Genomic DNA, 23113 nt, shown 5'->3' with positions numbered 1-23113 from the left:
GCCTCCAGCCGCTTATGGTCCTCCCGCGTGTGTCCCGCAACGCTCGGTCGACCTGCCCCGCTTGGCCGCCGGGTATACCGCAGGACCGATGAGGCTGCTCTGGCAGAGCGGCTGTGCCAGATCGCCTGAACGGTGGCTTTTCTGGAAGCCTGGTGACGATCTTGGTCGGTCTGACTCAATGGGGACATGGAGATCGGGGAGTGCTGGGCCTATAGGGTTAAGCCGAAGGAACTGGGCGGCACCCTGCGCCAGGTGGAGATCGTCCGAGTGGGCGCCTCCGGCAGGTCAGGAATCCACGTGCGGTTCCTGGACGGCGATGAGGCGGGACTGCAGGAGTGGGTCAGCGCCGGCAGTCTGCTCGTGCTCTGGGCTGACGCCGACGCATTCGGAGCGGATGACATGGCGGAGCTCGCACTGGCCGAGGCGTCGAGGGAGGTACGGGGGAGCGCCGAGTTCGAGGCGGCGCGGATGATTCTGGGCCTCGTCCGCCCCAAGGGGCGTCTGCGTCTGCGTAAGGCGGTGGCGGACGCGGGTGTGCTGGAGCTCGGCCACCTCGACGAGACGGCGCCGCTGGTTGGCATAGAGCCTGCCGATCTGCGGGGCGCCGCCATGGTCCACGAGGACCGCAACGGCCTTTGCCTGGTTGGCTGGCCGGTAGCCGAGCGGATCGCGCGGCAGGTGGCTCAGAGCCTGGCCGAGGAGGTCCTGGCGGAGGTGGACCGCCGTCAGCAGGCCGTGGACGAGGAGCGCGCCCGGCCTTCCTGGCACTCGTACCATCGCCGGGACGACCGCAAGCTGGACGTAGAGGCGGACGCCCTGCGCACGGTCCGGGAGTGGTGCGGGCAGGAGAAGGCCGAGCGCTACGACGAGCTCGTCGCCCTACGAGCCGAGGTACTGCGCCTCGGCGAACTGGTCGAGCAGGCGGTGAAGGCGCTCCGGGACCGTGGGCACGGCGTCATCGCCTCCACCATTGAGCGCGGCCTTGGGGTCCATATCTCCAGCCTTGGTCCCGACGTACGTCGTTGAAGCCGTCACGCCACCGCTCGGGCTCCGGCTTGGGCGGTGCGGGCTCCGCTGGTGGCTTCACCTTCTCCGGTCGGTGCGGGTGCCAGCCGTCGAGGAACGGCCTCAGCTCGTCCCCAGTCGGCTTCGCGTGGAAGTCGCGGGCGCCGAGACCTTTCCCGTTCAAGGTGGGGTCCAGGCGGTCGGCCTCGGTCCTGCCCCACGCCGACCACTCTCCGAGCCGCTCGGCCTCGAAGGGGTCTTCTGTCTGGGCAGCGGTCTCATCCAGCGCGGTGCAGAACGTCCGGATCTCTCCTGCGGCTCGCCACTGTTCCAGCGCCGTGCCGAAGTGCTCGGCTCGAGCGGCGTCCACCGCCTTGATCGAAGCCACGCCGACCGCGGCCTCCCACTCCCGCTGGGCGCGCTCCTGCCGCTCGGCCTCCAGTCGGCGGTTCTCAGCTGCTTGCTGTTCCCGCTCGTCCTGTTGCCGGCGCTGTTCGGCCTCCCGCTCCAGACGGGCCCGCTCCTGCTCATCGGCCCGGGTTCTCAGCGCCCGGAGAACCGAACCGATCTGGTCCTCGAGCGGCTTCTTCTCGGTGTCGGCCCACTCCTTCTTCCAGCCGTACTGGTAGCCCTGTTGCTGGGCGAGGACCATCTCCAGTTCCCCGGATGGCTCGAACCGTTGCGCCGGGACGACCCGCTGCCAGTCGTACGTGCGGCGGCCGGCCGGCTTGGGCACGTACCGGACCTGCTTCTGACGTTCCTTGAAGGTGATCTCGTACGTACGGCCATGGATCGTGAGCAGTGGCCTCGGCTGCCTGCGCTTCTTGGACACCACAATCTCCCCGTGGAGGGGGAGGGCCTGCTCGGCGATGAGGCGGAGCAGGGACAACGCGCGGGGAAGGACACCGTCGGAAATCTCGAAGGCGCTGTGGTCCGCGGTCACGGCAGCGAGGACGTCGTCCACGTCGGTGATCACACGACTGCGCGCCAAACGGATCCGGTTCCACTCCGTGTCGTCCTCGCCGGTTACCCGGAGCAGCCCCAGGAAGAAGTCCCCCTTGGTCCGCCCGCTGTACTTCAGGTGGTACCCGGCCGGCGCGCACTGGCGAGCCGCGTCGAATGCCCTTCGGTAGCGGGCTCGCTCCCCCTCGTCCGGGTTCGGGACGCGCAGGAAGCGGCTGGCCTGCTGCACTTCGGCGATTAGAGCCCGTCCGATGTCGGCGGGAGAGGGCTGTGGGGTTCTGGCGATGCGCTGTGCCGGAGGCTTCTGTTCGGCAGCGGGCTTCTGTTCAGGGCGGTCGGATTCCTGCTTCTTCGGTCCGGACGTGGTTGCCGGGCGAGACTTCCGTGGAGCCGGCTCCGGCCTGTCGGGGTGATGGCCGTGCTGGAGGTAGAAGCGCCCGACCTCGGTGATCTCGGCCCGCCATCTTCCGCCCTCTTTCGGCATGGCGATGTGCCCCCGCTCCTTCAGGGCTCGGGCGGTGAGGGCGAGTTCGGGGGTGTCCGACGAGACGGGTTCGACGCCCTCACGGATCCGGGTCAGGAGGGCGAGCTGGCGATCGTTGAGCGGTGACCAACGGTGCATGGTCTCGGTGGTACCGGCCGCGTCAGCCCCGCACAAGCGGAATCGTGATTCGGCTGGAAATCATCGCATTAGCTGACACTGCGTCGGGGAGAGATGAGCGAGTCATCACCGACAGTGAAGAGGGGGTTGCATGCGGCGGAGGGCCGAGACGGACAAGGCACTCAGTCAACTCGACGTCATACGGAGCACACTCGAGGACCCTGCTACGGGCCTGAGTGCGCTCTACGTGACGGTGGACCAGACACGCCAGAAGGTCCTGGAAGCAGTGGCGCAAGGCACGTTGGGCCTGCGCGAGGAGAACCGCGAGCTCCGGCGGCGGCAGGAACGGATGCTCACCGACCTGGCGGAGGCGCGGAGCGGTCTGGAGGCCTTGAGTCGACGGCTGGAAGAGGGCATCCAGGCGGTGCCGCTGGTGCCGTCCCAGGTGGCGAGCCCCTTGGTTGCCGGCGCCCCGGCCACCACCGAGTCCGTTGTGCAGCCGCTCGCTGGGCCGGACCCAGCCGAGCCCGAGGTACTCGGAGAGCCGGCCGAGCTGACCGAACGATCCGACGGGAAGGAACCCCGCGTGCTGGAAGAAGTCCGCAATGCCCACGGTCATGGGAACACGACAGGAAAGCCGGAAACCGGGCCGCACCTGACGCCCGTCGCGGAGCCGGTCCAGGACCCTGCTCAGGCCGACAAGGATGACCAGCGCGCCCACCTGCAGCGCCTCCTGTCGGCTGCTGCGATCGCCTCCGCGACGCTGATCTGTCACCGGGAGACGTGGGACTTCATCGCAGAGCACACCAGCGGGCACACCCACTTCCGGCTCCCCGACCGGATCGACGACGCGGATGGCGGCCGGATCGAGGCATCCCTCTCGGGAAGGTCCCTGCTCGCCGTGCTCACCACGATGTGGAAGGTGACCCGGGAACACGAGGGCGGCGTAACGTCGTCCGGTGATGGAAACCAGGACCTGGCCACGTGGGCGCTCGCCGCAGCCGTCTACCGCAGGACGGCCCTCGCGGTCGACCGCGTGACGCATCTGGCCGAGAAGGAGAACGGCTCCGCGTTGATCGTCCTTGACGACCGGAGTGCGCGCACGACTGCCCCGGAAGGCGGCGCCGCTGCCTGACCTGCTCCCCGTGGGAGCCGGATTCTGAGGTCGGCTCCCAGATGGCTCCCAAGACAAGTGCAAACGCCAAACAGGGGCCTGATCCACTGAGTGGATCAGGCCCCTGACCTGGTCTTACGAAGTCGGGGTGGCGGGATTTGAACCCACGACCTCTTCGTCCCGAACGAAGCGCGCTGCCAAGCTGCGCTACACCCCGATCGCCGCCCGGAAGCAATACTGCCTGGCGACATCGATTACTTTAGCGGACCCTCGGCCGGAGACGAAATCCGGTTTTCGCGCAGGGCCGGCAGGGGTCGGGGGCGGTAGCGGTCCGCCGCGACCAGCAGGAGGCCGAGGGCGTAGAAGACGAGGCCCAGGACCATCGCGTTCAGGGTCACGCGGGCGTACCCATACCGGGCCACGTCGATGAAGGGGTACGTGTAGCGGGCCGCCGTGTCGGGGGCCAGGAGGGCGCCGCGGACCAGCGCGAAGGTCACGTACAGCAGGGGGTACGCGAGCCATTGCGCGGCGTGGCGGGGGCGCAGGGTGCGCGGGGCCGTCAGGAGGAGGAAGTCGAGGGTGGCTCCGACGGGGGTGACCGTGTGGAGGAGCTGGTTGGCGACGGCCTTGGCCCCGCTGAGCCGGTTCAGGTCGTCCATGACGTTGAAGGGGCTCGACGCGTTGGCCAGGACCAGGTGGAAGACCAGGCCGGTGATCAGGATGAAGAGCACCGTCCCGCCCCGGTAGAGCGGGTCCACGTCGGGGCGGCGCTGCCAGGCGCGGGTGGCCGACAGGCCGAAGACGACGGCGACGGCGATGTTGGTCCAGATCGTGAAGAAGCTGAGGACGACCGGGACGCTGCCCTGGGCCAGCTCGATGGACACGCCGACCAGGGCCGCCGCGGCGATCAGGGCGCGGAAGCCGGCCGGGACGGCGCGGTCGGGTGCGATCATCCCGTCAACCTACTGGGCCGCACGCGCCGGGTCCCTACGCCTTCGGGGTCAGCGTCAGCAGTGTCGCCTCGGGCGGACAGGCGAAGCGGACGGGGGTGAAGCGGTTGGTGCCGCAGCCCGCCGAGACGTGCAGGAAGGAGCGCTGCCCCTCGGCCTCGTAGGCGGACAGGCCCTTGACCCGCTTGGTGTCCAGGTCGCAGTTGGTGACCAGGGCCCCGTAGAAGGGGACGCACAGCTGCCCGCCGTGGGTGTGTCCGGCGAGGATCAGCGGGTACCGGTCGGCGGTGAAGGCTTCCAGGACCCGCAGGTAGGGGGCGTGGACGACGGCCAGCGAGAAGTCCGCGTCCGTCTCGGGCCCGCCGGCGACCCGCTCGTAGCGGTCCCGCTTGATGTGCGGGTCGTCGAGCCCGGTGAAGGCCAGCTCCAGGTTGCCGAGTTTCATCCGGGCCCGGGTGTTGGTGAGGTTCAGCCAGCCCGCCCCGTCGAAGGCGTCGCGCAGTTCCTCCCACGGGTTGTGGACGGCGCCGACGACCGGCTTGTTGCCGTTCAGCCCGTGCCGGCCCTGGGTCTTCTCGATGAGGTAGCGCGCGGGGTTGCGCAGCCGGGGGCCGTAGTAGTCGTTCGACCCGAAGACGTACGCACCGGGGAACTCCATCAGCGGGCCCAGCGCGTCCAGGACCTCGGGCACGCCCTCCGTGTCGGAGAGGTTGTCGCCGGTGTTCACCACGAAGTCGGGGCGCAGCCCCGCCAGCGACTGGAGCCAGGCGCGCTTCTTGCGCTGCCCGCCGACCATGTGGATGTCCGAGACCTGTAGGACCCTCAACGGCCGCATCCCGGCGGGCAGGACCGGTACGGTCACCCGCCGCAGCCGGAAGGACCGGGCCTCGAAGCCGGCGGCATAGGCCACTCCCGCGGCCCCCACCGCCGCGATGCCGGCGGTGACCTTCAGGGGTACTCCGTAACGCGCGCGCATGTACCCATCGTCGCAGACGCGCGAGGGGGTCCCGTAAAACGGGCGGGCGCCATCACCCCCGGACCTGGCAGACTCAAGGGCATGACCACCCTCAAGGCCAAGCTCCACGAAGACCTCGTCACCGCCATCAAGGCGCGCGACGAACTCGCCTCGTCCACCCTGCGTCTGACCCTCTCCGCCATCACCAAGGAGGAGGTCGCGGGCAAGACGGCGCGCGTCCTCTCCGACGAGGAGGTCCTCAAGGTGATCGCGAAGGAGGCGAAGAAGCGCCGCGAGGCCGCGGAGGCCTTCGCCCAAGGCGGTCGTGCCGAGCAGGCCGCGCGCGAGACCGTCGAGGGCGAGTTCCTCGACGGCTACCTGCCCAAGCAGCTCAGCGACGACGAGCTCGTCGCGATCGTGACGCAGGCCGTCGAAGAGGCCAAGGCGTCGGGCGCCGAGGGGCCGCGGGCCATGGGCGCCGTCATGAAGATCGTGAACCCGAAGGTGGCGGGGCTGGCGGACGGCGGCCGGGTCGCCGCCGTCGTCAAGCGGCAGCTCTCGTAAGAGGCGTCCCCGGGCGCGCAGCGCACGAGGGGAGGGCCCCGGCCGGATGATCCGGCCGGGGCCCTCCCCATTTCGCTGTTCGCGCGCTTGCCCTCTGTCCGCGCGGTCCTACGGGGTCGGCGGGGTCTCGGGCCCGCCGATCACGCCCGCGATGCCCCCGCCGGGGAAGGGGTCGGTCGGTGTCCCGCCCGTGGCCCCGCCGTTGTTGCCCGCGGAGGCTCCGCCCGTCGCACCGCCGGGGCGGCCGTCGCCGGGCTTGCCGTCGCCGGGCTTCCCGGGCTTGCCCGGCTTGCGCGTGGCGGGCGGGTTCGGGTTGCCCCGGCCGCCGTTGTTGCCGGTGTCGCCGCCGCCGGTACCGCCGCCCGGGACCGAGGGCTCCGGGACGTTGACCGTGATGAAGCTGGGTGCCTCGCGGCCGGACAGCGCGCCCGAGACCGCGTCCTTCCAGATCGGGCCGGGCAGACCGCCGCCGAAGACCTTGTCGTAGTACTGGTCGCCGATGGTGATGTTCTCCATCGAGATCTTCTTCGCGCCGCCGGAGCCGACCCAGACCGCGCCCGACATGTTCGGGGTGTAGCCGACGAACCAGGCGTTGTAGCGGCTGTCGGTGGTGCCGGTCTTGCCCGCGTTGTCGCGGTCGGTCAGACCGGCCCGCTCACCCGTACCGGAGTCGACCACTCCGCGCAGCAGGGTGTTGATGGTGTCGGCGGTGTCCTGGGCCATGGCCCGCTCGCACTTGGTCTTCGGCACCGCGAGCGCCTTGCCGTGGGCGTCGGTGATCGACTCCATGACGATCGGGGTGCAGTAGACGCCGCGGTTGGCGAAGGTGGCGTACGCGTTCGCCATCGTCAGCGGGGACATCTCGGCGGCGCCGAGCGCGATGGACGGGGCCTCGGGGAGCTTCGAGCCGTCGGCCGGGATCACGCCGAGCTTCTGCGTCATCTCGGTGACCGGGCACAGGCCGATCTCGCCGATCATCTGCACGAAGTAGGTGTTGATGGACTTCTCCATCGCCGTCTTCAGCGCGTACGGGCCGATCTCCTTCTCGGTCTCGTTCTCGGCGGTCTGGAGCTTGCCGTCCCCCATCTTGAGGTTGAGCCAGTTGCTGCCGTCGCACTTCGGGATCGGGCTCGGGTAGTCGATCTTGTACGGCGCCGGGTAGACCTTGGTCGGCGCCATGCCCTGCTCTATGGCGGCGGCCGCGATGAACGGCTTGAAGGTCGAACCGACCTGGAAGCCGAAGTTGGAGCCGCCCATCCGCTTGTCCACGGAGTAGTTGATCTGCGTCTCGTTCTTCCCGAAGCCGTACGGCTTCGACTGACCCATCGCCAGCACCCGTCCGGTGCCGGGCTGGACCATGGTCACGGCGGTCGCGATCGAGTCGTCCTCGTTCACGTGGTCCTTGATCGAGGAGTTCGCGGACTCCTGCGACTGCGGGTCCAGCGTCGTACGGACCGTCAGGCCGCCCTGGTTCCAGACCTTTGCGCGCTCCTCGCGGGTCTTGCCGAAGGTCGGGTCGGTCAGGAAGGTGTTGCGCACGTAGTCGCAGTAGAAGCCGGCGCCCTTCACGGCGGTGATGCAGCCGTTCTTCGGGCGGGTCACCTTCAGCACGACCGGTTCGGCCTTGGCCTTGTCGGCCTCGGTCTGCGAGACGTCCTTCATGTCGGCCATCCGCTGGAGGACGACGTTGCGCCGCTTCATCGCCTCCTGCGCGTCGTTCACCGGGTCGAACCGGCTCGGCGACTGCACGACGCCGGCGAGCAGCGCCGATTCCGCCAGGGTGAGGTCCTTGGCCGGCTTGCTGAAGTAGCGCTGCGCCGCGGATTCGATCCCGTAGGCCTGCTGACCGAAGTAGGTGATGTTGAGGTAGTTCTCCAGGATCTTCTTCTTCCCGAGCTCCTCCTCGACCTGGATCGAGTACTTCAGCTCGCGGATCTTGCGCCCGAGGCTCTTCTCCTGGGCCTCGCGCACCTTCGTCTCGTCGTCGCCCGCTTCCTCGACGAAGACGTTCTTCACGTACTGCTGGGTGAGGGTGGAGGCGCCCTGCGCGGCGCCGCCCTCCTGCGCGTTGCGGTTCACGGCGCGCAGGATGCCCTTGAGGTCGACCGCGCCGTGTTCGTAGAAGCGCGAGTCCTCGATGGCGACGATCGCCTTCTGCATGTAGGGCGAGATCGCGGTGAGCGGGACCACTTGCCGGTCCCGTGAATAGACGGTGGCGATCAGGCCACCCTCCGAGTCCAGGATCGTGGTGCGCTGGCTCAGCGGAGGGGTCTTCAGATTGGCTGGGATCTCGTCGAAACCCTCGACGGTCCCCTTGGCCGCGAGTCCCAGCGCGCCTGCGCCCGGGATCGCGATTCCGGCGAGCACGACGCCGGAGAGAACGGACACACCGAGGAACTTGGCGGCCTGTTGTGGCCCCGTGAGCCCGCCGCCCGAGCGCTTCTTTCCCATGAGGGGAAGCCTACGTTCTCATTCACCGGACACGCGCGAATGCCTTGGCCTAAGCTGGCCCCAACTGTCACAGCAGTGCGGTGCGACATCAACCCCTCGGCTTGATTTTCACCCTTCCCGAATGGGGTGGACACATGTCCGAATCCCGCCCTTCGCTCTGACGGCCGTTCGCCGGCGCCCCCCGTTTTCACCCGAATCGCCGGAATGGTCGGGCATGTCGCCGGATCACTCCGTCGGGTGATCTGCCGCTTACCCATAGTCCGTTCGGACCATTCAAGATTGGGCCCGTCGGGGGTGTTGCACTGTGCCCACCTTCCGTAACGTCCTCAACTGGCAGCGGTGAATATGCCGCATGCCGCCGTGGGGGAGCCTCGATTCGGGAGAGGACGGCGCCGGGATGGGCTGGGTTACCGACTGGAGTGCGCAGGCAGCCTGCCGCACTACCGATCCGGATGAACTGTTCGTTCAAGGAGCGGCACAGAACAGGGCCAAGGCGGTGTGCACCGGATGTCCGGTGCGGACCGAGTGCCTGGCCGACGCGCTCGACAATCGTGTCGAGTTCGGAGTATGGGGCGGAATGACCGAGCGGGAACGACGCGCGTTGTTGCGCCGACGTCCCACCGTCACCTCGTGGCGACGGCTGCTCGAAACCGCCCGCACGGAGTACGAGCGCAGTACGGGCATCCTCACCGTGGATGTCGACACGGAGATCGACGTTCCGTACGAGGCCTACGCGGCGGCCGGGTAACCACCCGGGCCACGTCGGCACCACGTCGTACGGGCGCCGTACGGCGGTCGTACGAACGGCTACGCTCCGGCCGGTACACCGGCCGCGAGCCGCTCTCCGATGGCCCGCAGCCCGGCGAGGTCGTGCACATCGCCGGGCAGGGCGGCCACTTCGGCCACCGCCACTTCGGGGTGCAGCGTGGTGAAGCGATCACGCGTGCGCTGTTCGCGGGCGATCACCTGCATGCGTTCGGCGTGCAGGCGCAACAGTCCGGCAGCGATCTCGTCGACGCCGGGGGATTCGGCGCGCGGGTCGTCGTCCGGTGCCGCGTCCGGGCCGGCGGGGGATCCGGTGTCCGAGACGTCTTCGGATTCGGGGTCCGCGTGCCCGGCGGTGAGCATGTCGCCGGTGTTACGAAGTCCAGCTTTCCCGGACTCCTGATCGACAATGCAGCCTTCTTCAAGATTCTCTGCGGCGGCCAGCGCCCGTTCCGCGGAGAGCCGTTCCGCCTCGCTCGTGTGCACGCGGTTCAGGACCAGGCCGGCCAGCGGCATGCGTTCCGCCGCGAGCCGTTCCACGAAGTACGCGGCCTCGCGCAAGGCGTCCGGCTCGGGCGCGGCGACCACGAGGAAGGCCGTACCGGGGGCCTGGAGCAACCGGAACGTCGCGTCGGCGCGGGTACGGAACCCGCCGAACATGGTGTCCATCGCCGCCACGAAGGTCTGCACGTCCTTCAGCAGCGAGGCACCCATCAACTTGCTCAGGGTGCCCGTCATCATCGACATGCCGACATTGAGGAACTTCATCCCCGCGCGCCCGCCGACCTTCGCGGGAGCCATCAGGACCCGGATGAACCTTCCGTCCAGGAAGGACCCCAGGCGCTTGGGGGCGTCGAGGAAGTCCAGCGCGGAGCGGCTCGGCGGGGTGTCCACGACGATCAGGTCCCAGTCGTCCCTGGCCCGCAGCTGCCCCAGCTTCTCCATCGCCATGTACTCCTGCGTGCCCGCGAAGCCGGCCGACAGGGACTGGTAGAAGGGGTTGTCCAGGATCGCCTGCGCCCGGTCACCGTCCGCGTGGGACTCTACGATCTCGTCGAAGGTCCGCTTCATGTCCAGCATCATGGCGTGCAGTTCGCCCTCACCGGCCACCCCCGCCACCTTGCGCGGGGTGTTGTCCAGCGAGTCGATCCCCATCGACTGGGCCAGCCTGCGGGCCGGGTCGATGGTCAGGACCACCACCTTGCGCCCCCGCTCCGCCGCCCGGACCCCGAGCGCCGCCGCCGTGGTGGTCTTGCCGACCCCGCCCGCGCCGCAGCACACGATGATCCGGGTCTTCGGGTCGTCCAGCAGCGCGTCGACGGCCAGCCGCGACGGCGTGTCCAGGCCCCGGTCCATGGTGTCCGTCCCCTCGCTCATGCGTCGTCCGACTGCTGCTTGCGCAACTCCGTGGCCAGCTCGTAGAGGCCGGCCAGTTCCATGCCCGAGCCGAGGAGGGGCAGTTCGTACGTCGGCACGTCCAGCCCCGCCAGCACCGCGCGTTGCTCCCGCTCCAGCTCCACCCGGCTCGCGTGCTCGGCCGCCTGGGTGAGCAGGGGCCGCACCAGCCGCTCGGCCAGGCCGCCCCGCCGCGCCCCGCCGAGTCCGGCCCGGGACAGGGCCTGGGCCAGCTCCGCGTGCCGGCCGTCCGCCGCCGCGCGCAAGGTGCTCTCGTCCAGGTGATGCGGGCGCACCATGTTGACGATGACCCGGCCGAACGGCAGTCCCGCCCCGCGGAGCTCCGCGATCCCGTCGGCGGTCTCCTGGACGGGCATCTCCTCCAGCAGGGTGACCAGGTGCACCGCCGTCTCCGGGGACTTGAGCACCTTCATCACCGCCTGCGCCTGATTGTGGATCGGCCCGAAGCGGGCCAGGCCGGCCACCTCGTCGTTGACGTTCAGGAAGCGGGTGATCCGCCCGGTCGGCGGAGCGTCCATGATCACGTGGTCGTAGACGAACCGTCCGGCCTTGTCCTTGCGCCGCACCGCCTCACAGGCCTTGCCCGTCAGCAGCACGTCCCGCAGACCGGGCGCGATGGTGGTCGCGAAGTCGATCGCCCCGAGCTTCTTGAGGGCGCGGCCCGCCGAGCCGAGTTTGTAGAACATCTGGAGGTAGTCCAGCAGGGCCCGTTCGGCGTCGATGGCGAGCGCGTACACCTCGCCGCCGCCCGGCCCGGGGGCCACCGCGACCTTCCGCTCCTCGTAGGGGAGCGCCTCGGCCCCGAAGAACTGTGCGATGCCCTGCCTGCCCTCCACCTCCACGAGGAGGGTCCGTCTGCCCTCGCGCGCGAGGGCGAGCGCGAGTGCGGCGGCGACCGTGGTCTTGCCGGTGCCGCCCTTGCCGCTGACCACCTGGAGCCTGCTCACAGCGCCCGAGCCTAATTCCTCGGTGCCGGGGACGGTGGTGCGGGTGCCCGTGCGGGGTGTCAGACCACCGCCGCGCAGGCGTTACGCTCGGCGCCATGACCAAGAAGTTCGAATACGCGACCGTCCCCCTGCTGGTCCACGCCACCAAGCAGATCCTGGACACCTGGGGCGAGGACGGCTGGGAGCTCGTCCAGGTCGTACCCGGCCCGAACAACCCCGAGCAGCTGGTGGCCTACCTCAAGCGGGAGAAGGCGTGAGCGGCGTCGTCGAGGCGAAGCTCGCCGAACTGGGCCTGACCCTCCCCGAGGTCGTCCCGCCGCTGGCCACCTACCAGCCGGCCGTTCGCTCGGGTGCCTACGTGTACACCGCCGGCCAGCTCCCGATGGTCAAGGGCAACCTGCCGGTCACCGGCAAGGTCGGCGCCGAGGTCTCGGCGGAGCAGGCCAAGGAGCTGGCGGCGACCTGCGCGCTGAACGCCCTGGCCGCCGTCAAGTCCGTAATCGGTGACCTCGACAAGATCGCCCGCGTGGTCAAGGTCGTCGGTTTCGTCGCCTCCGCCCCCGACTTCACCGCCCAGCCGGGCGTGCTGAACGGCGCGAGCGAACTGCTGGGCGCGGTCCTCGGCGACAAGGGCGTCCACGCCCGCAGCGCGGTCGGCGTGGCGGTCCTCCCGCTGGACGCCCCGGTCGAGATCGAGATCCAGGTGGAACTCACCCCCGACGCCTGACCCCGCACCACCCCCTTCGACGGCCCCGCGTCGCCGCACCGGATCGCTTCCGGCGCGGCGCCCACGGGGCCGTCGGCGTGTCCGGGGACCGCCGCCCGGTGCCGCGGTCCCGTGCTGCCGGTCCCGTGCCGCCGGGGCCGCGCGCCGGCCGTCCCGGCCGGGGGGCCCTCGAACATCGGGCCGGATGGTCGTAGCATCCGGCCATGCCGAATGGTCAGCACGGTCAGCCGCCGCCCACCCCGCCCGCCGGGGGCCAGTGGTACCCCCCGGAGTGGCCCGCCCGCATCCGCGCGCTCGCGGACGGGGAACTCACCCCGGTGGCGCCCAAGCGCGCCGCCACGGTGATGCTGCTCCGTGACACCCCCACCGGGCCCGCCGTGCACATGCTCCGCCGCCGGGCCTCCATGGCCTTCGCCGGCGGCGCCTACGCCTACCCCGGCGGCGGGGTCGACCCCCGCGACGAGGACCGCCGCATCGGCTGGGCCGGACCCGACCAGGACGCCTGGGCGGCGCGCCTGGGCACCGACGCCGCCACCGCCCAGGCCATCGTCTGCGGGGCGGTCCGCGAGACCTTCGAGGAGTCCGGCGTGCTCCTCGCCGGCGAGAGCCCCGACACCGTCGTCGGCGACACCACCGGCGACGACTGGGAGGCCGCCCGCGAGGCCCTCGTGGCGCGCGAGCTGTCCTTCGCCGAGTTCCTCGACCGGCGCGGCCTGCTGCTGCGCTCCGACCTGCTCGGGGCGTGGGCCCGCTGGATCACCCCGGAGTTCGAGCCCCGCCGGTACGACACCTGGTTCTTCGTGGCGGCCCTCCCGGAGGGGCAGCGCACCCGGAACGCCTCCACGGAGGCCGACCGGACGGTGTGGATCCGCCCGGCGGACGCAGCCGCGGGCTACGACAAGGGCGAGCTGCTGATGATGCCGCCCACCATCTCCACCCTGCGCTCCCTGGACCCGTACGCGAGCGCCGCCGACGCGCTCGCGGCCGCCGGGGGCCAGGACCTGACCCCCGTCCTGGCCCGCGCCGTCGTGGAGGACGGCGAGCTGGTGCTGAGCTGGCCGGGCCACGACGAGTTCACCAAGCGCGTCCTCCTCGGGCGCCCCGGAGGCCCCGGAGGCCCCGCATGACCGACGCAGCCGCCCTTCCCGGCCAGCCCCGCGGAACCGTCACCTCCGGGGCGGCCACCGCACGCGCCGTCAACGTGCTGGCCCCCAACGCCTCGGCCATGACCCTGGACGGCACCAACACCTGGCTGGTGTCCGAGCCGGACTCGGAACTGGCGGTCGTCATCGACCCCGGCCCCCTGGACGAATCCCACCTCCGGGCCGTCATCGCCACCGCCGAACGGGCCGGCAAGCGGGTCGCCCTCACCCTCCTCACCCACGGCCACCCCGACCACGCCGAGGGCGCCGGCCGCTTCGCCGAACTCACCGGCACCAAGGTCCGCGCCCTGGACCCCGCCCTGCGCCTCGGCGACGAGGGCCTGGCCGCCGGGAACGTGATCCGCACCGGCGGGCTGGAACTGCGCGTGGTCGCCACCCCCGGACACACCTCCGACTCCCTCTGCTTCCACCTGCCGGCCGACGGGGCCGTCCTGACCGGGGACACGATCCTGGGCCGGGGCACCACCGTCGTCGCCCACCCCGACGGCCGCCTCGGCGACTACCTGGACTCCCTGCGCCGGCTGCGCTCCCTGACCGTCGACGACGGGGTCCACACGGTGCTCCCGGGCCACGGGCCGGTCCTGGAGGACGCGCAGGGCGCCGTCGAGTACTACCTGGCCCACCGGGCCCACCGGCTGGCGCAGGTCGAGACGGCCGTGGAGAAGGGCCTCGTCACCCCGGAGGCCGTCGTCGCCGCGGTGTACGCGGACGTGGACCGCTCGTTGTGGCCGGCGGCGACCTGGTCCGTACAGGCGCAGCTGGAGTACCTTCGTGATCACGGACTGATCCCGGGGGGACCTGAATGAACCTGCTCTTCGTCCTGCTCGCGATGATCGTGACGGGTGGCTGGATCACCTCGACGGTCAGCCTGCGCGTCAAGGCCCTGGAGGACCGGGGGAACCGCCTGGAGCGCCGCCTGGGCCTGGTGCTGGAGCACTTCGGCATCGAGGAGCCGGAGCCGGCCGGGATGGACGAGGTGCGCGCCCTGGTGCGCGACGGACGCACCGTCGCGGCCGTCAAGCGCTACCGCCAGATCACCGGCGCGAGCCTGGTGGAGGCCAAGCGCGCCGTCGACTCCCTCTCCGCGGACGCGCCCTGAGGGCTGTCCCGTAATCCCTGGTGCAGCCCCACGGATTACGGGACGGCCCTTAGCCTCCGCTCGTCCCGCGCGGCGCCTTCGTGCCGTGCCGGGCCGTGTACTCGGCCGCGAGCCAGGGCCCGAGGTCCTCGACGTACCCGAGCACCACGGCCGGATCGGTGACCGGATCCAGCGCCACGGCGGCGGCCGCCCGCATCTGGGCCGCCCGCTCCGGGTAGTACCGGCCGAAGACCTCCGCGGACTCGACGAGGTCGCTGGTCCAGCCGTCCCACCGCGGCATCACCAGCGTGAATCCGGTGCGTACGAGGGTGCGCGCGAAGTGCCGGCTCATCCGGCGGTACTCGGCGGGCTCGGAGGCCGCGGTGAACCGTTTCCGCCATTGGGGCAGTACGGCGGACAGGTCGCCGTTGGTCTCGCGGGCGAGCAGGCTGTCGGGCCGGTAGCGGGGCAGGTGCTCGGCCAGATCGTCCCCGAGCAGCGGGGTGCACAGGCAGGCCAGGAACCAGCCCAGGTCGTGACGTTCCCGCTCGCTCAGCAGCGTGGCCTTGCCGAAGAGCAGGATCCCCACCCCGTCGACCTCGGGGAAGTCCTGGTCGAGCCCTCGCCCCAGCACCTCGGCGGTGTCCCGGTCCTCGTCGGTGGGTTCGTGGTGCAGGGCCAGCAACAGGTCGAGGTCGGACCGCCCGGGGCGGGCGGTCCCCCGCGGGACGGACCCGTAGAGGTAGGCGCTGTGCAGCCGGCCCCCGTACGCCTCGGCGATCCCGCCGCGCGCGGCGGCCACCAGCGGCGCGAAGACGGGGCCCACGCGCCCCAGGGAGCCCTCCCGCTCGAAGTACCCGTACGCGTCCAGCCCTCTGCGCTCCATGGGGCCACTGTGCCCCGCGCCGAGCCGGGAGCGAACAGGATTGCGCCCGGACCGGCCCGGGTTCCCCCGGGGCCGGGGCCGGGGCCGGGCGCCCCGCGGGCCGGGAAACGGCGCAGGGCCCCGCCCGATCCCCGGGCGGGGCCCTGCGACAGGACTGTGGCGTCAGCGCGAGCGCTTCGCGAGGCGCTCCACGTCGAGCAGGATGACGGCGCGGGCCTCCAGGCGGAGCCAGCCGCGGCCCGCGAAGTCGGCCAGGGCCTTGTTCACGGTCTCGCGGGAGGCGCCGACGAGCTGCGCCAGCTCCTCCTGCGTCAGGTCGTGGACCACGTGGATGCCCTCCTCCGACTGCACGCCGAAGCGGCGCGACAGGTCGAGGAGCGCCCGGGCGACACGGCCGGGGACATCGGAGAAGACCAGGTCGGACATCTGGTCGTTGGTCTTGCGCAGGCGCCGGGCGACGGCGCGCAGCAGCGCGGTCGCGACCTCGGGCCGGGCGTTGAGCCACGGCTGGAGGTCACCGTGCCCGAGGCCGAGGAGCTTGACCTCGGTCAGGGCGGTGGCGGTGGCGGTGCGCGGGCCCGGGTCGAAGAGCGACAGCTCGCCGATCAGCTCGCCGGGGCCGAGGACGGCCAGCATGTTCTCGCGACCGTCGGGGGAGGTGCGGTGGAGCTTCACCTTGCCCTCGGTCACGACGTACAGCCGGTCACCGGGGTCGCCCTCGTGGAAGAGGGCGTCACCGCGGGCGAGGGTCACCTCGCCCATGGAGGCGCGGAGCTCCGCGGCTTGCTCGTCATCGAGCGCCGCGAAGAGCGGGGCGCGCCGCAGAACGTCGTCCACGAGTCTCTCTCCTATGTCGACCGGACCAGGGGACCGCTCCCCATTTTGCCGGACGGCTCAAACAGTGCGATCAATCACAAGGATGCCGGACGGACGGGCGTGCTGTGCGGCGTGGGACCAATCGGAGTGGTGTTACCTGAGGTCCGGACGGGTGTCGGCGGCCGGCCTTAGGCTGGCCGGGTGTCCAATAAGCCGGTGAGAGCACAGGCCAAGGGGTCCGCAGGAGTGACGGCGGCCCAGAATTCAGCCGTGGGCGAACAAGCCCCCGTAGAGGTGTCCGCGAAGGCCCAGTCGGCCCCCCAGGGCAAAGTTTCGGCCAAAAAACCGAAGAAGGCGGCGGTCGTCGCGTCGCCGGGGAAGATCGTCGCGTCGTCGGGGAAGCCGGAGTCGCGCCTGGCCATGATCCGACGGGCCCGCCGCATCAACCGCGAGCTGGCCGAGGTGTACCCGTACGCCCACCCCGAGCTGGACTTCCGCGATCCCTTCGAGCTGCTCGTCGCGACCGTCCTCTCCGCTCAGACCACCGACCTGCGCGTGAACCAGACCACCCCGGCCCTCTTCGCGGCCTACCCGACCCCCGAGGACATGGCGGCGGCGGCTCCGGAGGACTTGGAGGAGATCATCCGGCCGACCGGGTTCTTCCGGGCCAAGGCGAAGTCGCTCCTGGGGCTCTCGCAGGCCCTGCGGGACGACTTCGGCGGCGAGGTGCCGGGCCGGATCGAGGACCTGGTGAAGCTGCCGGGTGTCGGCCGCAAGACGGCGAACGTGGTCCTGGGCAATGTCTTCGGCGTTCCCGGGATCACCGTCGACACCCATTTCGGCCGACTGGTGCGCCGCTTCAAGTGGACCGAGCAGGAGGACCCGGAGAAGGTCGAGGCGGAGATCTGCGCGATCTTCCCCAAGAGCGAGTGGACGATGCTCTCGCACCGCGTCGTCTTCCACGGCCGCCGGATCTGTCACTCCCGCAAGCCCGCCTGCGGGGCCTGTCCCATCGCTCCGCTCTGCCCAGCCTACGGGGAGGGCGAGACGGACCCGGAGAAGGCGAAGAAGCTGCTCAAGTACGAGAAGGGCGGCTATCCGGGCCAGCGCCTCTCCCCGCCCCCGGACTACCCGGGCCTGCCGGCCCCGCCGCTGGGCGCGCGTACACCGGCCTGAACGGACCGCGCGGACCGGTCCGAGCGGGCCGCGCGCGCGGGCGCCGTAGGGGCGCGGGGAGCTTCCGCCCGCGCCCCCTGTGGAACGAATCTGGGCCCTGACCGCGTTCAGCGGTCAGGGGAGACACGGAGCAGGGGTGCCTATGACGCGCGGTACACAGGACGAGACCAGCACCACGGGCATCACGCTCACCACCGCCGGGCTGCCCGCCTGGCTGGATCCGGTCGTGGCCGCCGCCCGCACGGTCCAGCCGCGTCAGCTCAGCCGCTTCCTGCCCCCCGAGGACGGCCGGGGCCGCCAGTCCGCCGTGCTCGTCCTCTTCGGCGAGGGCCCGCGCGGCCCCGAGTTGCTCCTCCAGGAGCGCTCCGGCAGCCTGCGCTCCCACGCCGGACAGCCCTCCTTCCCCGGTGGCGCCCTCGACCCGGAGGACGGGGACCCGCAGACCACCGGCCCGCTGCGCGCCGCGCTGCGCGAGGCCGAGGAGGAGACCGGGCTCGATCCGGCCGGCGTCCAGCTTTTCGGGGTGCTGCCCCGCCTCTACATCCCGGTCAGCGAGTTCGTCGTGACCCCCGTCCTCGGCTGGTGGCGCGCCCCGTCGCCGATCGGCGCGGTGGATCCGGCCGAGACCGCCCGGGTGTTCACGGTGCCCGTGGCGGATCTCACGGATCCCGATCACCGGGTCACCGCGGTCCACCCCGGGGGCTACGAGGGCCCGGCGTTCACCGTGGAATCGGCTCTGGTCTGGGGTTTTACCGCCGGGGTGATCGACCGGATCCTGCACTTCGCGGGCTGGGAGCTGCCGTGGGACCGCTCACGTCACGTCCCGCTCGACTGGCGCGCGTGAGACGGTGGCCCACGTGAACGTGCTGGACATCCTGTTGCTGGTCGCCGCCGTGTGGTTCGCGATCGTCGGCTACCGCCAGGGCTTCGTCGTCGGCATCCTGTCGGTGACGGGCTTCCTCGGCGGTGGCCTCGTCGCCGTGTCCCTGTTGCCACTGATCTGGGACCGGGTGACCGACAACGGCACCCAGGTGTCCACCACCGTGGTCGTGATCGCCGTCGTCGTGATCATCATCTGTGCCTCGATCGGTCAGGCCCTGACGACCCATCTGGGCAACCGACTCAGACGCCACATCACCTGGTCGCCGGCCCGCGCCCTCGACGCGACCGGCGGCGCGCTGGTCAACGTCGTCGCGATGCTGCTGGTGGCCTGGCTGATCGGCTCCGCGCTCGCCGGCACCTCGCTGCCCACGCTGGGCAAGGAGGTGCGCAACTCCAAGGTGCTGCTCGGCGTCTCCCGGGTGCTGCCCGCCCAGGCCAACACCTGGTTCTCCGACTTCAGCTCCACCCTCGCCCGCAACGGCTTCCCCCAGGTGTTCAGCCCGTTCTCGAACGAGCCCATCACCGAGGTCAAGGCGCCCGACCCGGCGCTCGCCAACAGCGGGGTCTCCGAGCAGGCCAGGCGCTCGATCGTGAAGGTCGTCGGCACCGCGCCCAGTTGCAGCAAGGTCCTGGAGGGCACGGGCTTCGTCTTCGCGCCCGGCAAGGTGATGACCAACGCCCATGTGGTCGGCGGGGTCGGCGAGCCGACCGTGCAGGTCGGCGGCGAGGGCCGGCTCTACGATGGCAAGGTCGTGCTCTACGACTGGGAGCGCGACATCGCCGTCCTGGACGTCCCCAAGCTGCGCGCCCCGGCGCTGGAGTTCACCGACAAGGACGCCGCGAGCGGCAGCGACGCGATCGTCGCCGGATTCCCCGAGAACGGCGCCTACGACGTCCGCGCGGCCCGCGTCCGAGGTCGGATCAACGCCAACGGCCCGGACATCTACCACCGGGGCACCGTCCGCCGCGACGTCTACTCGCTCTACGCGACCGTCCGTCAGGGCAACTCGGGCGGCCCGCTGTTGACGCCCGAGGGGAGGGTGTACGGGGTCGTCTTCGCGAAGTCCCTCGACGACCCGAACACCGGCTACGCGCTGACGGCGGACGAGATCCGCGAGGACATCCGCATCGGGAAGGCCGCGACCGGCCGGGTCGACAGTCAGGGCTGCGCGCTCTGACGGAGGCCGACACCGGCGGACGCGGTCGCTCTCGGAGTCAGGGAACCGCCGCCCCCGCTATTCCACGCGGGGGTGGCGCAGCTTCGCCGAGACCCAGCGGGCCCGGCGGCGCAGGATGAGTGGGATCCCGAGCCGGGGGTCGTGGCCGTCGCGGCCCGCCCGGTCGTGGGTGCCCGGCGCGGAGGCCGAGCGTCGTTCGCGTGTGGTGTCACCGTGGTTGTGCGTCCAGCTCATACAACGAGCTGTGCCCGGGCCCCAAGGTCGGTAATCCCGTCTCGCGCGGCCAATTGGCGTATGCGTGAGGCAATTGAATGGTTGTCATATGGGTGTACGCGTAGGCCTGCCGGCCCGTCACACCCGGTGTCAGCGGTCCGGCTCGGGGTCCTTCAGCCAGTTGACCAGCTCGGTCGAGAAGGCGGCGGGGTCCTCCTCGTGCGGGAAGTGCCCGAGTCCGTCGAAGAGACGCCACCGGTAGGGGGCTTCGACGTACTGACCGGAACCGGCGGCGCTCCGCGTGCGCATCACCGGGTCCAGCGATCCGTGCAGGTGCAGCGTCGGCACCCGGACGGGGCGCTTCATCCGGCGGTTGAACTGGAGCCCGTCGGGCCGCGCCATCGAGCGCATCATCCAGCGGTAGGGCTCGATGGAGCAGTGCGCGGTGGAGGGGATGCACATCGCCCGCCGGTACACGGCGAGGGCCTCCTCGTCCGCCCCGCCCTCCTGGAAGCGCGGCCCGGACCATTCCCGGATCAGCTCCCCGACCAGGGCGCCGTCGTCCGCGACGAGCTGCCGCTCGGGGATGAACGGGCGTTGGAAGCCCCAGATGTGCGAACTGGCCCGGGTCTGACCGAAGTCGGCCAGCATCGCCGAACGCCAACGGCGCGGGTGCGGCATCGAGGAGACGACCAGGCGGCGCACCAGCTTGGGGCGCATCACGGCCGCCGTCCAGGCGAGGTAGCCGCCCAGGTCGTGTCCGACGAGGGCGGCGTCCGGCTCGCCGAGGGAACGTACGACCCCGGTGATGTCGAGCGCGAGGTTCGCGGGGTCGTAGCCGCGCGGAGTGCGGTCGCTGCCGCCGACCCCGCGCAGGTCCATCGCCACGGCCCGGTAGCCCGCGTCCGCCAGGGCCGTCATCTGGTGCCGCCAGGTCCACCAGAACTGGGGGAACCCGTGCAGCAACAGCACCAGGGGGCCGTCACCGAGCTCCGCGACGTGGAAGCGGGCTCCGTTGGCGGCGACGTCCCGGTGGGTCACCTTCCGGCCGCCGGGCACGTCGAGCCGTACCGCGGAGGCAGCGGTGGGCGGTGTGCCGGAGTCCGGCGAGGGGGCTGTCATGAAGACGAGCGTGCCACACCCACCGCGGTGTCACTGACCGACCGCGGGTGGGGCTTGACGGTGCCGACCAACGCCGCCGTCTGCTTGACGGAGTCGATGGTCTTCACCGGCGGCTTGACCTTCTTGAACTTCGCGACGGCGAGCAGTCCGATCAGGCCCGCGAGCAGCCAGAACGCGCCGCCGACGATGAGGAAGGACCAGGCCAGGCCGAGACCGAGATTGTGGATGCCGTAGGCCGCGGCGAAACTCAGTACGGGGAGGGAGAAGAGCAGCAGGACGCCCGCGACGATCGCGGCGCCGCTGCCGATGCCCGCGCGCTTGACGTCCTGCTTGATCTCGACCTTCGCCAGGGCGATCTCGTCGTGCACCAGGGCCGACATCTCGGCCGTGGCGGAGGCGACCAGCTGGCCGAGCGTGCGCTCGGCTCCCGGCGTCGCCGCGTGGTCCGTTGCGCTCATCTCTGACTCCCTGTGTCGTCTGCTGCCGGCGGCTGTCCTCCGTCGTCAGTCAGATCATGCCGGACGGTCGGCGCCGGTGCTGGACCCGCCCGCCGCTCGATCCACCCCGTCGGGGATCTCGGTGCCCTGCGCGAGGGCCGCGGCCTCGGCCCGCCGGTGGTGTTCGACCGCCTTCGCCTCGTGGATCCGCGCCATGCGCAGGTGGTACTCGGGCTTGTCCTGCTCGTAGATGTCGGGGATCCCGTCGAGGTCCTCGTCGAGCTCCTCGGCCTCGGTCAGAGCCCGGTACTTCCTGTTGCGCATCTTGAGCAGGACGGCCGCGAAGACCGCCGCGATGAGGGAGCCGATCAGGACGGAGGCCTTGATCTCGTCTGTGAGGACGGTGTCCCCGGCGAAGGCCAGTTCGCCGATCAGCAGCGAGACGGTGAAGCCGATGCCCGCGAGCGCGGACACCGCGAACACGTCGGGCCAGGCGAGGTCGTCGTTGAGTTCGGCCTTGGTGAAGCGGGCCGCGAGCCAGGTGCCGCCGAAGATGCCCAACGCCTTGCCGACGACCAGACCGAGGACCACGCCGAGGGTCTCGGGTCGGGTGAAGACCTGCGCGATGGCGTGGTCGGAGAGGGAGACGCCGGCGGAGAACAGGGCGAAGAGGGGAACGGCCAGGCCGGCCGAGATGGGCCGCACCAGGTGCTCGATGTGCTCGCCCGGGGAGTGCTCCTCGCCGTCCCTGCGGGTGCAGCGGAGCATCAGGCCCATGGCCACGCCGGCGATGGTGGCGTGCACCCCGCTGTTGTACATCAGTCCCCAGATGACCAGCGCCAGCGGGACGTAGACGTACCAGCCGCGCACCCCGGAGCGGAGCAGGAACCAGAAGAGGACCAGGCCGACGACGGCGCCGCCGAGGGCCAGGAAGTCGATCTCGCTGGTGAAGAACACCGCGATGATCAGGATGGCGAAGAGGTCGTCGACCACGGCCAGGGTCAGCAGGAAGGCGCGCAGCGCGGACGGCAGCGAGGTGCCGATCACGGCGAGCACGGCGAGCGCGAAGGCGATGTCGGTCGCCGTGGGCACCGCCCAGCCGTCCAAGGAGCCGTTCCCGAGGGTGTTGACCAGGACGTAGACCACCGCGGGCACGGCCATGCCGCAGAGGGCGGCGATCACGGGGAGGGCGGCGGCCTTGGCGTCGCTGAGGTCGCCCGCGACGAGTTCGCGCTTGAGTTCGATGCCGGCGACGAAGAAGAAGATCGCGAGGAGGCCGTCGGCGGCCCAGTGCTGGAGCGAGAGGTCCAGGCCGAGGGCGGCCGGGCCGATGTGGAAGTTCCGCACGCTGTCGTAGCCGGCCGACACGGCGGGGATGTTCGCCCACATGAGTGCGGCGATCGCGGCCACCAGGAGCAGGACTCCGCCGACGGTCTCGGTGCGCAGGGCGTCCGCGACGAAGCGGGCCTCCGGCAGGGAGAGCCTTCCGAGGAGCTTGCGGCCCGGGCGGGGCGGGTGGGGCGGCGTGGCCACGGTGGTGAACCTCCGGTTGGTCGACGGCATGGCAAATGCAGTTGCCGACCAGACTTCCCGGCGCACCCTGAGACGCTTCGAACGTCACATCTTGACGATTCTTTGACCTTACAGGGTGGGCGCGGTCGGATCAGGTGATCTTCACCTTAAACGGGACAAGGGCGTCCGGCG

Annotated in this window: 24 protein-coding genes and 1 tRNA gene; 12 read left to right on the top strand and 13 right to left on the bottom strand. The window is 70.9% G+C overall.

Going from position 1 to position 23113, the window contains the following annotated elements; all coding sequences use genetic code 11:
- The first annotated feature begins 186 nt into the window (after positions 1 to 186).
- Positions 187 to 1026, top strand: coding sequence for a PE-PGRS family protein (locus ACIOD1_RS26700; RefSeq protein ID WP_401905070.1), 840 nt, complete (start codon positions 187 to 189; stop codon positions 1024 to 1026).
- Here the strand turns inward: ACIOD1_RS26700 and ACIOD1_RS26695 are convergent.
- A complete protein-coding gene (locus ACIOD1_RS26695; protein ID WP_401905068.1) occupies positions 956 to 2452 on the bottom strand; it encodes a PE-PGRS family protein in 1497 nt (498 codons plus the stop codon). The genes ACIOD1_RS26700 and ACIOD1_RS26695 overlap by 71 nt on opposite strands.
- Positions 2453 to 2822: 370 nt before the next feature.
- Here ACIOD1_RS26695 and ACIOD1_RS26690 point away from each other — a divergent pair, with 370 nt between their 5' ends.
- Entirely contained in the window at positions 2823 to 3704 is an 882-nt protein-coding gene (locus ACIOD1_RS26690) for a hypothetical protein (RefSeq protein WP_401905065.1), read from the top strand.
- Between the two features lie 122 nt (positions 3705 to 3826).
- Here ACIOD1_RS26690 and ACIOD1_RS26685 read toward each other — a convergent pair.
- From ACIOD1_RS26685 to ACIOD1_RS26675, 3 genes are all read right to left on the bottom strand, one after another.
- Positions 3827 to 3900 (bottom strand) — tRNA-Pro (locus ACIOD1_RS26685).
- A gap of 37 nt (positions 3901 to 3937) precedes the next feature.
- Complete coding sequence (locus ACIOD1_RS26680; RefSeq protein ID WP_401905063.1) at positions 3938 to 4636, bottom strand: Pr6Pr family membrane protein; 699 nt, start codon at positions 4634 to 4636, stop codon at positions 3938 to 3940.
- Between the two features lie 34 nt (positions 4637 to 4670).
- Positions 4671 to 5609 (bottom strand): metallophosphoesterase, encoded by a 939-nt coding sequence (locus tag ACIOD1_RS26675; protein ID WP_365615569.1) that lies wholly within the window; start codon positions 5607 to 5609, stop codon positions 4671 to 4673.
- Between the two features lie 81 nt (positions 5610 to 5690).
- Here ACIOD1_RS26675 and ACIOD1_RS26670 point away from each other — a divergent pair, with 81 nt between their 5' ends.
- A complete protein-coding gene (locus ACIOD1_RS26670; protein ID WP_365615567.1) occupies positions 5691 to 6152 on the top strand; it encodes a GatB/YqeY domain-containing protein in 462 nt (153 codons plus the stop codon).
- A 108-nt stretch (positions 6153 to 6260) separates the two neighbouring features.
- On the opposite strand, the gene ACIOD1_RS26665 is transcribed toward ACIOD1_RS26670, so the two are convergent.
- Complete coding sequence (locus ACIOD1_RS26665) at positions 6261 to 8603, bottom strand: transglycosylase domain-containing protein (protein WP_365615564.1); 2343 nt, start codon at positions 8601 to 8603, stop codon at positions 6261 to 6263.
- Positions 8604 to 9000: 397 nt separating this feature from the next.
- Here ACIOD1_RS26665 and ACIOD1_RS26660 point away from each other — a divergent pair, with 397 nt between their 5' ends.
- Positions 9001 to 9351 (top strand): WhiB family transcriptional regulator, encoded by a 351-nt coding sequence (locus tag ACIOD1_RS26660; protein ID WP_365616195.1) that lies wholly within the window; start codon positions 9001 to 9003, stop codon positions 9349 to 9351.
- Between the two features lie 59 nt (positions 9352 to 9410).
- Here ACIOD1_RS26660 and ACIOD1_RS26655 read toward each other — a convergent pair whose 3' ends face one another.
- Both ACIOD1_RS26655 and ACIOD1_RS26650 read right to left on the bottom strand, forming a co-directional pair.
- Entirely contained in the window at positions 9411 to 10745 is a 1335-nt protein-coding gene (locus ACIOD1_RS26655) for an ArsA family ATPase (protein ID WP_365615562.1), read from the bottom strand.
- Complete coding sequence (locus tag ACIOD1_RS26650) at positions 10742 to 11731, bottom strand: ArsA-related P-loop ATPase (protein WP_401905058.1); 990 nt, start codon at positions 11729 to 11731, stop codon at positions 10742 to 10744. Before ACIOD1_RS26650 ends, ACIOD1_RS26655 begins: the two co-directional genes overlap by 4 nt.
- Before the next feature lie 95 nt (positions 11732 to 11826).
- Here ACIOD1_RS26650 and ACIOD1_RS26645 point away from each other — a divergent pair, with 95 nt between their 5' ends.
- The 5 genes from ACIOD1_RS26645 (at position 11827) to ACIOD1_RS26625 (ending at position 14720) form a co-directional block, all read left to right on the top strand.
- Positions 11827 to 11988 carry a DUF4177 domain-containing protein gene (locus tag ACIOD1_RS26645; RefSeq protein ID WP_007264966.1) on the top strand — a complete coding sequence of 54 codons (162 nt, stop codon included), beginning with the start codon at positions 11827 to 11829 and terminating at the stop codon, positions 11986 to 11988.
- On the top strand, positions 11985 to 12458 hold the full coding sequence (locus ACIOD1_RS26640) for a RidA family protein (protein WP_365615558.1): 474 nt from the start codon (positions 11985 to 11987) through the stop codon (positions 12456 to 12458). Before ACIOD1_RS26645 ends, ACIOD1_RS26640 begins: the two co-directional genes overlap by 4 nt.
- Positions 12459 to 12661: 203 nt before the next feature.
- Positions 12662 to 13585, top strand: a complete 924-nt coding sequence (locus tag ACIOD1_RS26635) for an NUDIX hydrolase (protein WP_365615555.1) — start codon at positions 12662 to 12664, stop codon at positions 13583 to 13585.
- The gene (locus tag ACIOD1_RS26630; RefSeq protein WP_401905054.1) at positions 13582 to 14427 is read left to right on the top strand and encodes an MBL fold metallo-hydrolase; all 846 of its coding nucleotides are present in this window, start codon (positions 13582 to 13584) and stop codon (positions 14425 to 14427) included. Before ACIOD1_RS26635 ends, ACIOD1_RS26630 begins: the two co-directional genes overlap by 4 nt.
- Positions 14424 to 14720 carry a hypothetical protein gene (locus tag ACIOD1_RS26625; RefSeq protein WP_365615549.1) on the top strand — a complete coding sequence of 99 codons (297 nt, stop codon included), beginning with the start codon at positions 14424 to 14426 and terminating at the stop codon, positions 14718 to 14720. Before ACIOD1_RS26630 ends, ACIOD1_RS26625 begins: the two co-directional genes overlap by 4 nt.
- A 49-nt stretch (positions 14721 to 14769) precedes the next feature.
- On the opposite strand, the gene ACIOD1_RS26620 is transcribed toward ACIOD1_RS26625, so the two are convergent.
- Together ACIOD1_RS26620 and ACIOD1_RS26615 are read right to left on the bottom strand one after the other, a co-directional pair.
- On the bottom strand, positions 14770 to 15585 hold the full coding sequence (locus ACIOD1_RS26620; protein WP_401905051.1) for a nucleotidyltransferase domain-containing protein: 816 nt from the start codon (positions 15583 to 15585) through the stop codon (positions 14770 to 14772).
- A gap of 162 nt (positions 15586 to 15747) precedes the next feature.
- Positions 15748 to 16422, bottom strand: coding sequence for a Crp/Fnr family transcriptional regulator (locus tag ACIOD1_RS26615; RefSeq protein ID WP_003981529.1), 675 nt, complete (start codon positions 16420 to 16422; stop codon positions 15748 to 15750).
- Between the two features lie 249 nt (positions 16423 to 16671).
- On the opposite strand from ACIOD1_RS26615, the gene nth reads away from it, so the two are divergent.
- From nth to ACIOD1_RS26600, 3 genes are all read left to right on the top strand, one after another.
- On the top strand, positions 16672 to 17577 hold the full coding sequence (nth, locus tag ACIOD1_RS26610; protein ID WP_401905049.1) for an endonuclease III: 906 nt from the start codon (positions 16672 to 16674) through the stop codon (positions 17575 to 17577).
- 142 nt (positions 17578 to 17719) lie between these two features.
- Complete coding sequence (locus ACIOD1_RS26605) at positions 17720 to 18421, top strand: CoA pyrophosphatase (RefSeq protein WP_365615542.1); 702 nt, start codon at positions 17720 to 17722, stop codon at positions 18419 to 18421.
- Between the two features lie 13 nt (positions 18422 to 18434).
- On the top strand, positions 18435 to 19637 hold the full coding sequence (locus tag ACIOD1_RS26600) for a MarP family serine protease (RefSeq protein ID WP_365615539.1): 1203 nt from the start codon (positions 18435 to 18437) through the stop codon (positions 19635 to 19637).
- Positions 19638 to 19694: 57 nt separating this feature from the next.
- On the opposite strand, the gene ACIOD1_RS26595 is transcribed toward ACIOD1_RS26600, so the two are convergent.
- The 4 genes from ACIOD1_RS26595 to nhaA all read right to left on the bottom strand — a co-directional run bounded on the left by ACIOD1_RS26595 (position 19695) and on the right by nhaA (position 22972).
- Positions 19695 to 19871 carry a hypothetical protein gene (locus ACIOD1_RS26595; RefSeq protein WP_365615536.1) on the bottom strand — a complete coding sequence of 59 codons (177 nt, stop codon included), beginning with the start codon at positions 19869 to 19871 and terminating at the stop codon, positions 19695 to 19697.
- 129 nt (positions 19872 to 20000) lie between these two features.
- The gene (locus tag ACIOD1_RS26590; protein WP_365615533.1) at positions 20001 to 20972 is read right to left on the bottom strand and encodes an alpha/beta hydrolase; all 972 of its coding nucleotides are present in this window, start codon (positions 20970 to 20972) and stop codon (positions 20001 to 20003) included.
- On the bottom strand, positions 20969 to 21430 hold the full coding sequence (locus ACIOD1_RS26585; RefSeq protein WP_401905045.1) for a phage holin family protein: 462 nt from the start codon (positions 21428 to 21430) through the stop codon (positions 20969 to 20971). The genes ACIOD1_RS26590 and ACIOD1_RS26585 overlap by 4 nt, the downstream gene beginning before the upstream one ends.
- 54 nt (positions 21431 to 21484) lie before the next feature.
- Positions 21485 to 22972 carry a Na+/H+ antiporter NhaA gene (nhaA, locus tag ACIOD1_RS26580; protein WP_401905042.1) on the bottom strand — a complete coding sequence of 496 codons (1488 nt, stop codon included), beginning with the start codon at positions 22970 to 22972 and terminating at the stop codon, positions 21485 to 21487.
- Between the last annotated feature and the right edge of the window lie 141 nt (positions 22973 to 23113).

The organism is Streptomyces sp. NPDC088097 (assembly GCF_044741845.1).
Taxonomy (GTDB): domain Bacteria; phylum Actinomycetota; class Actinomycetes; order Streptomycetales; family Streptomycetaceae; genus Streptomyces.
This window is presented reverse-complemented; position numbering and strand designations above follow the sequence as displayed.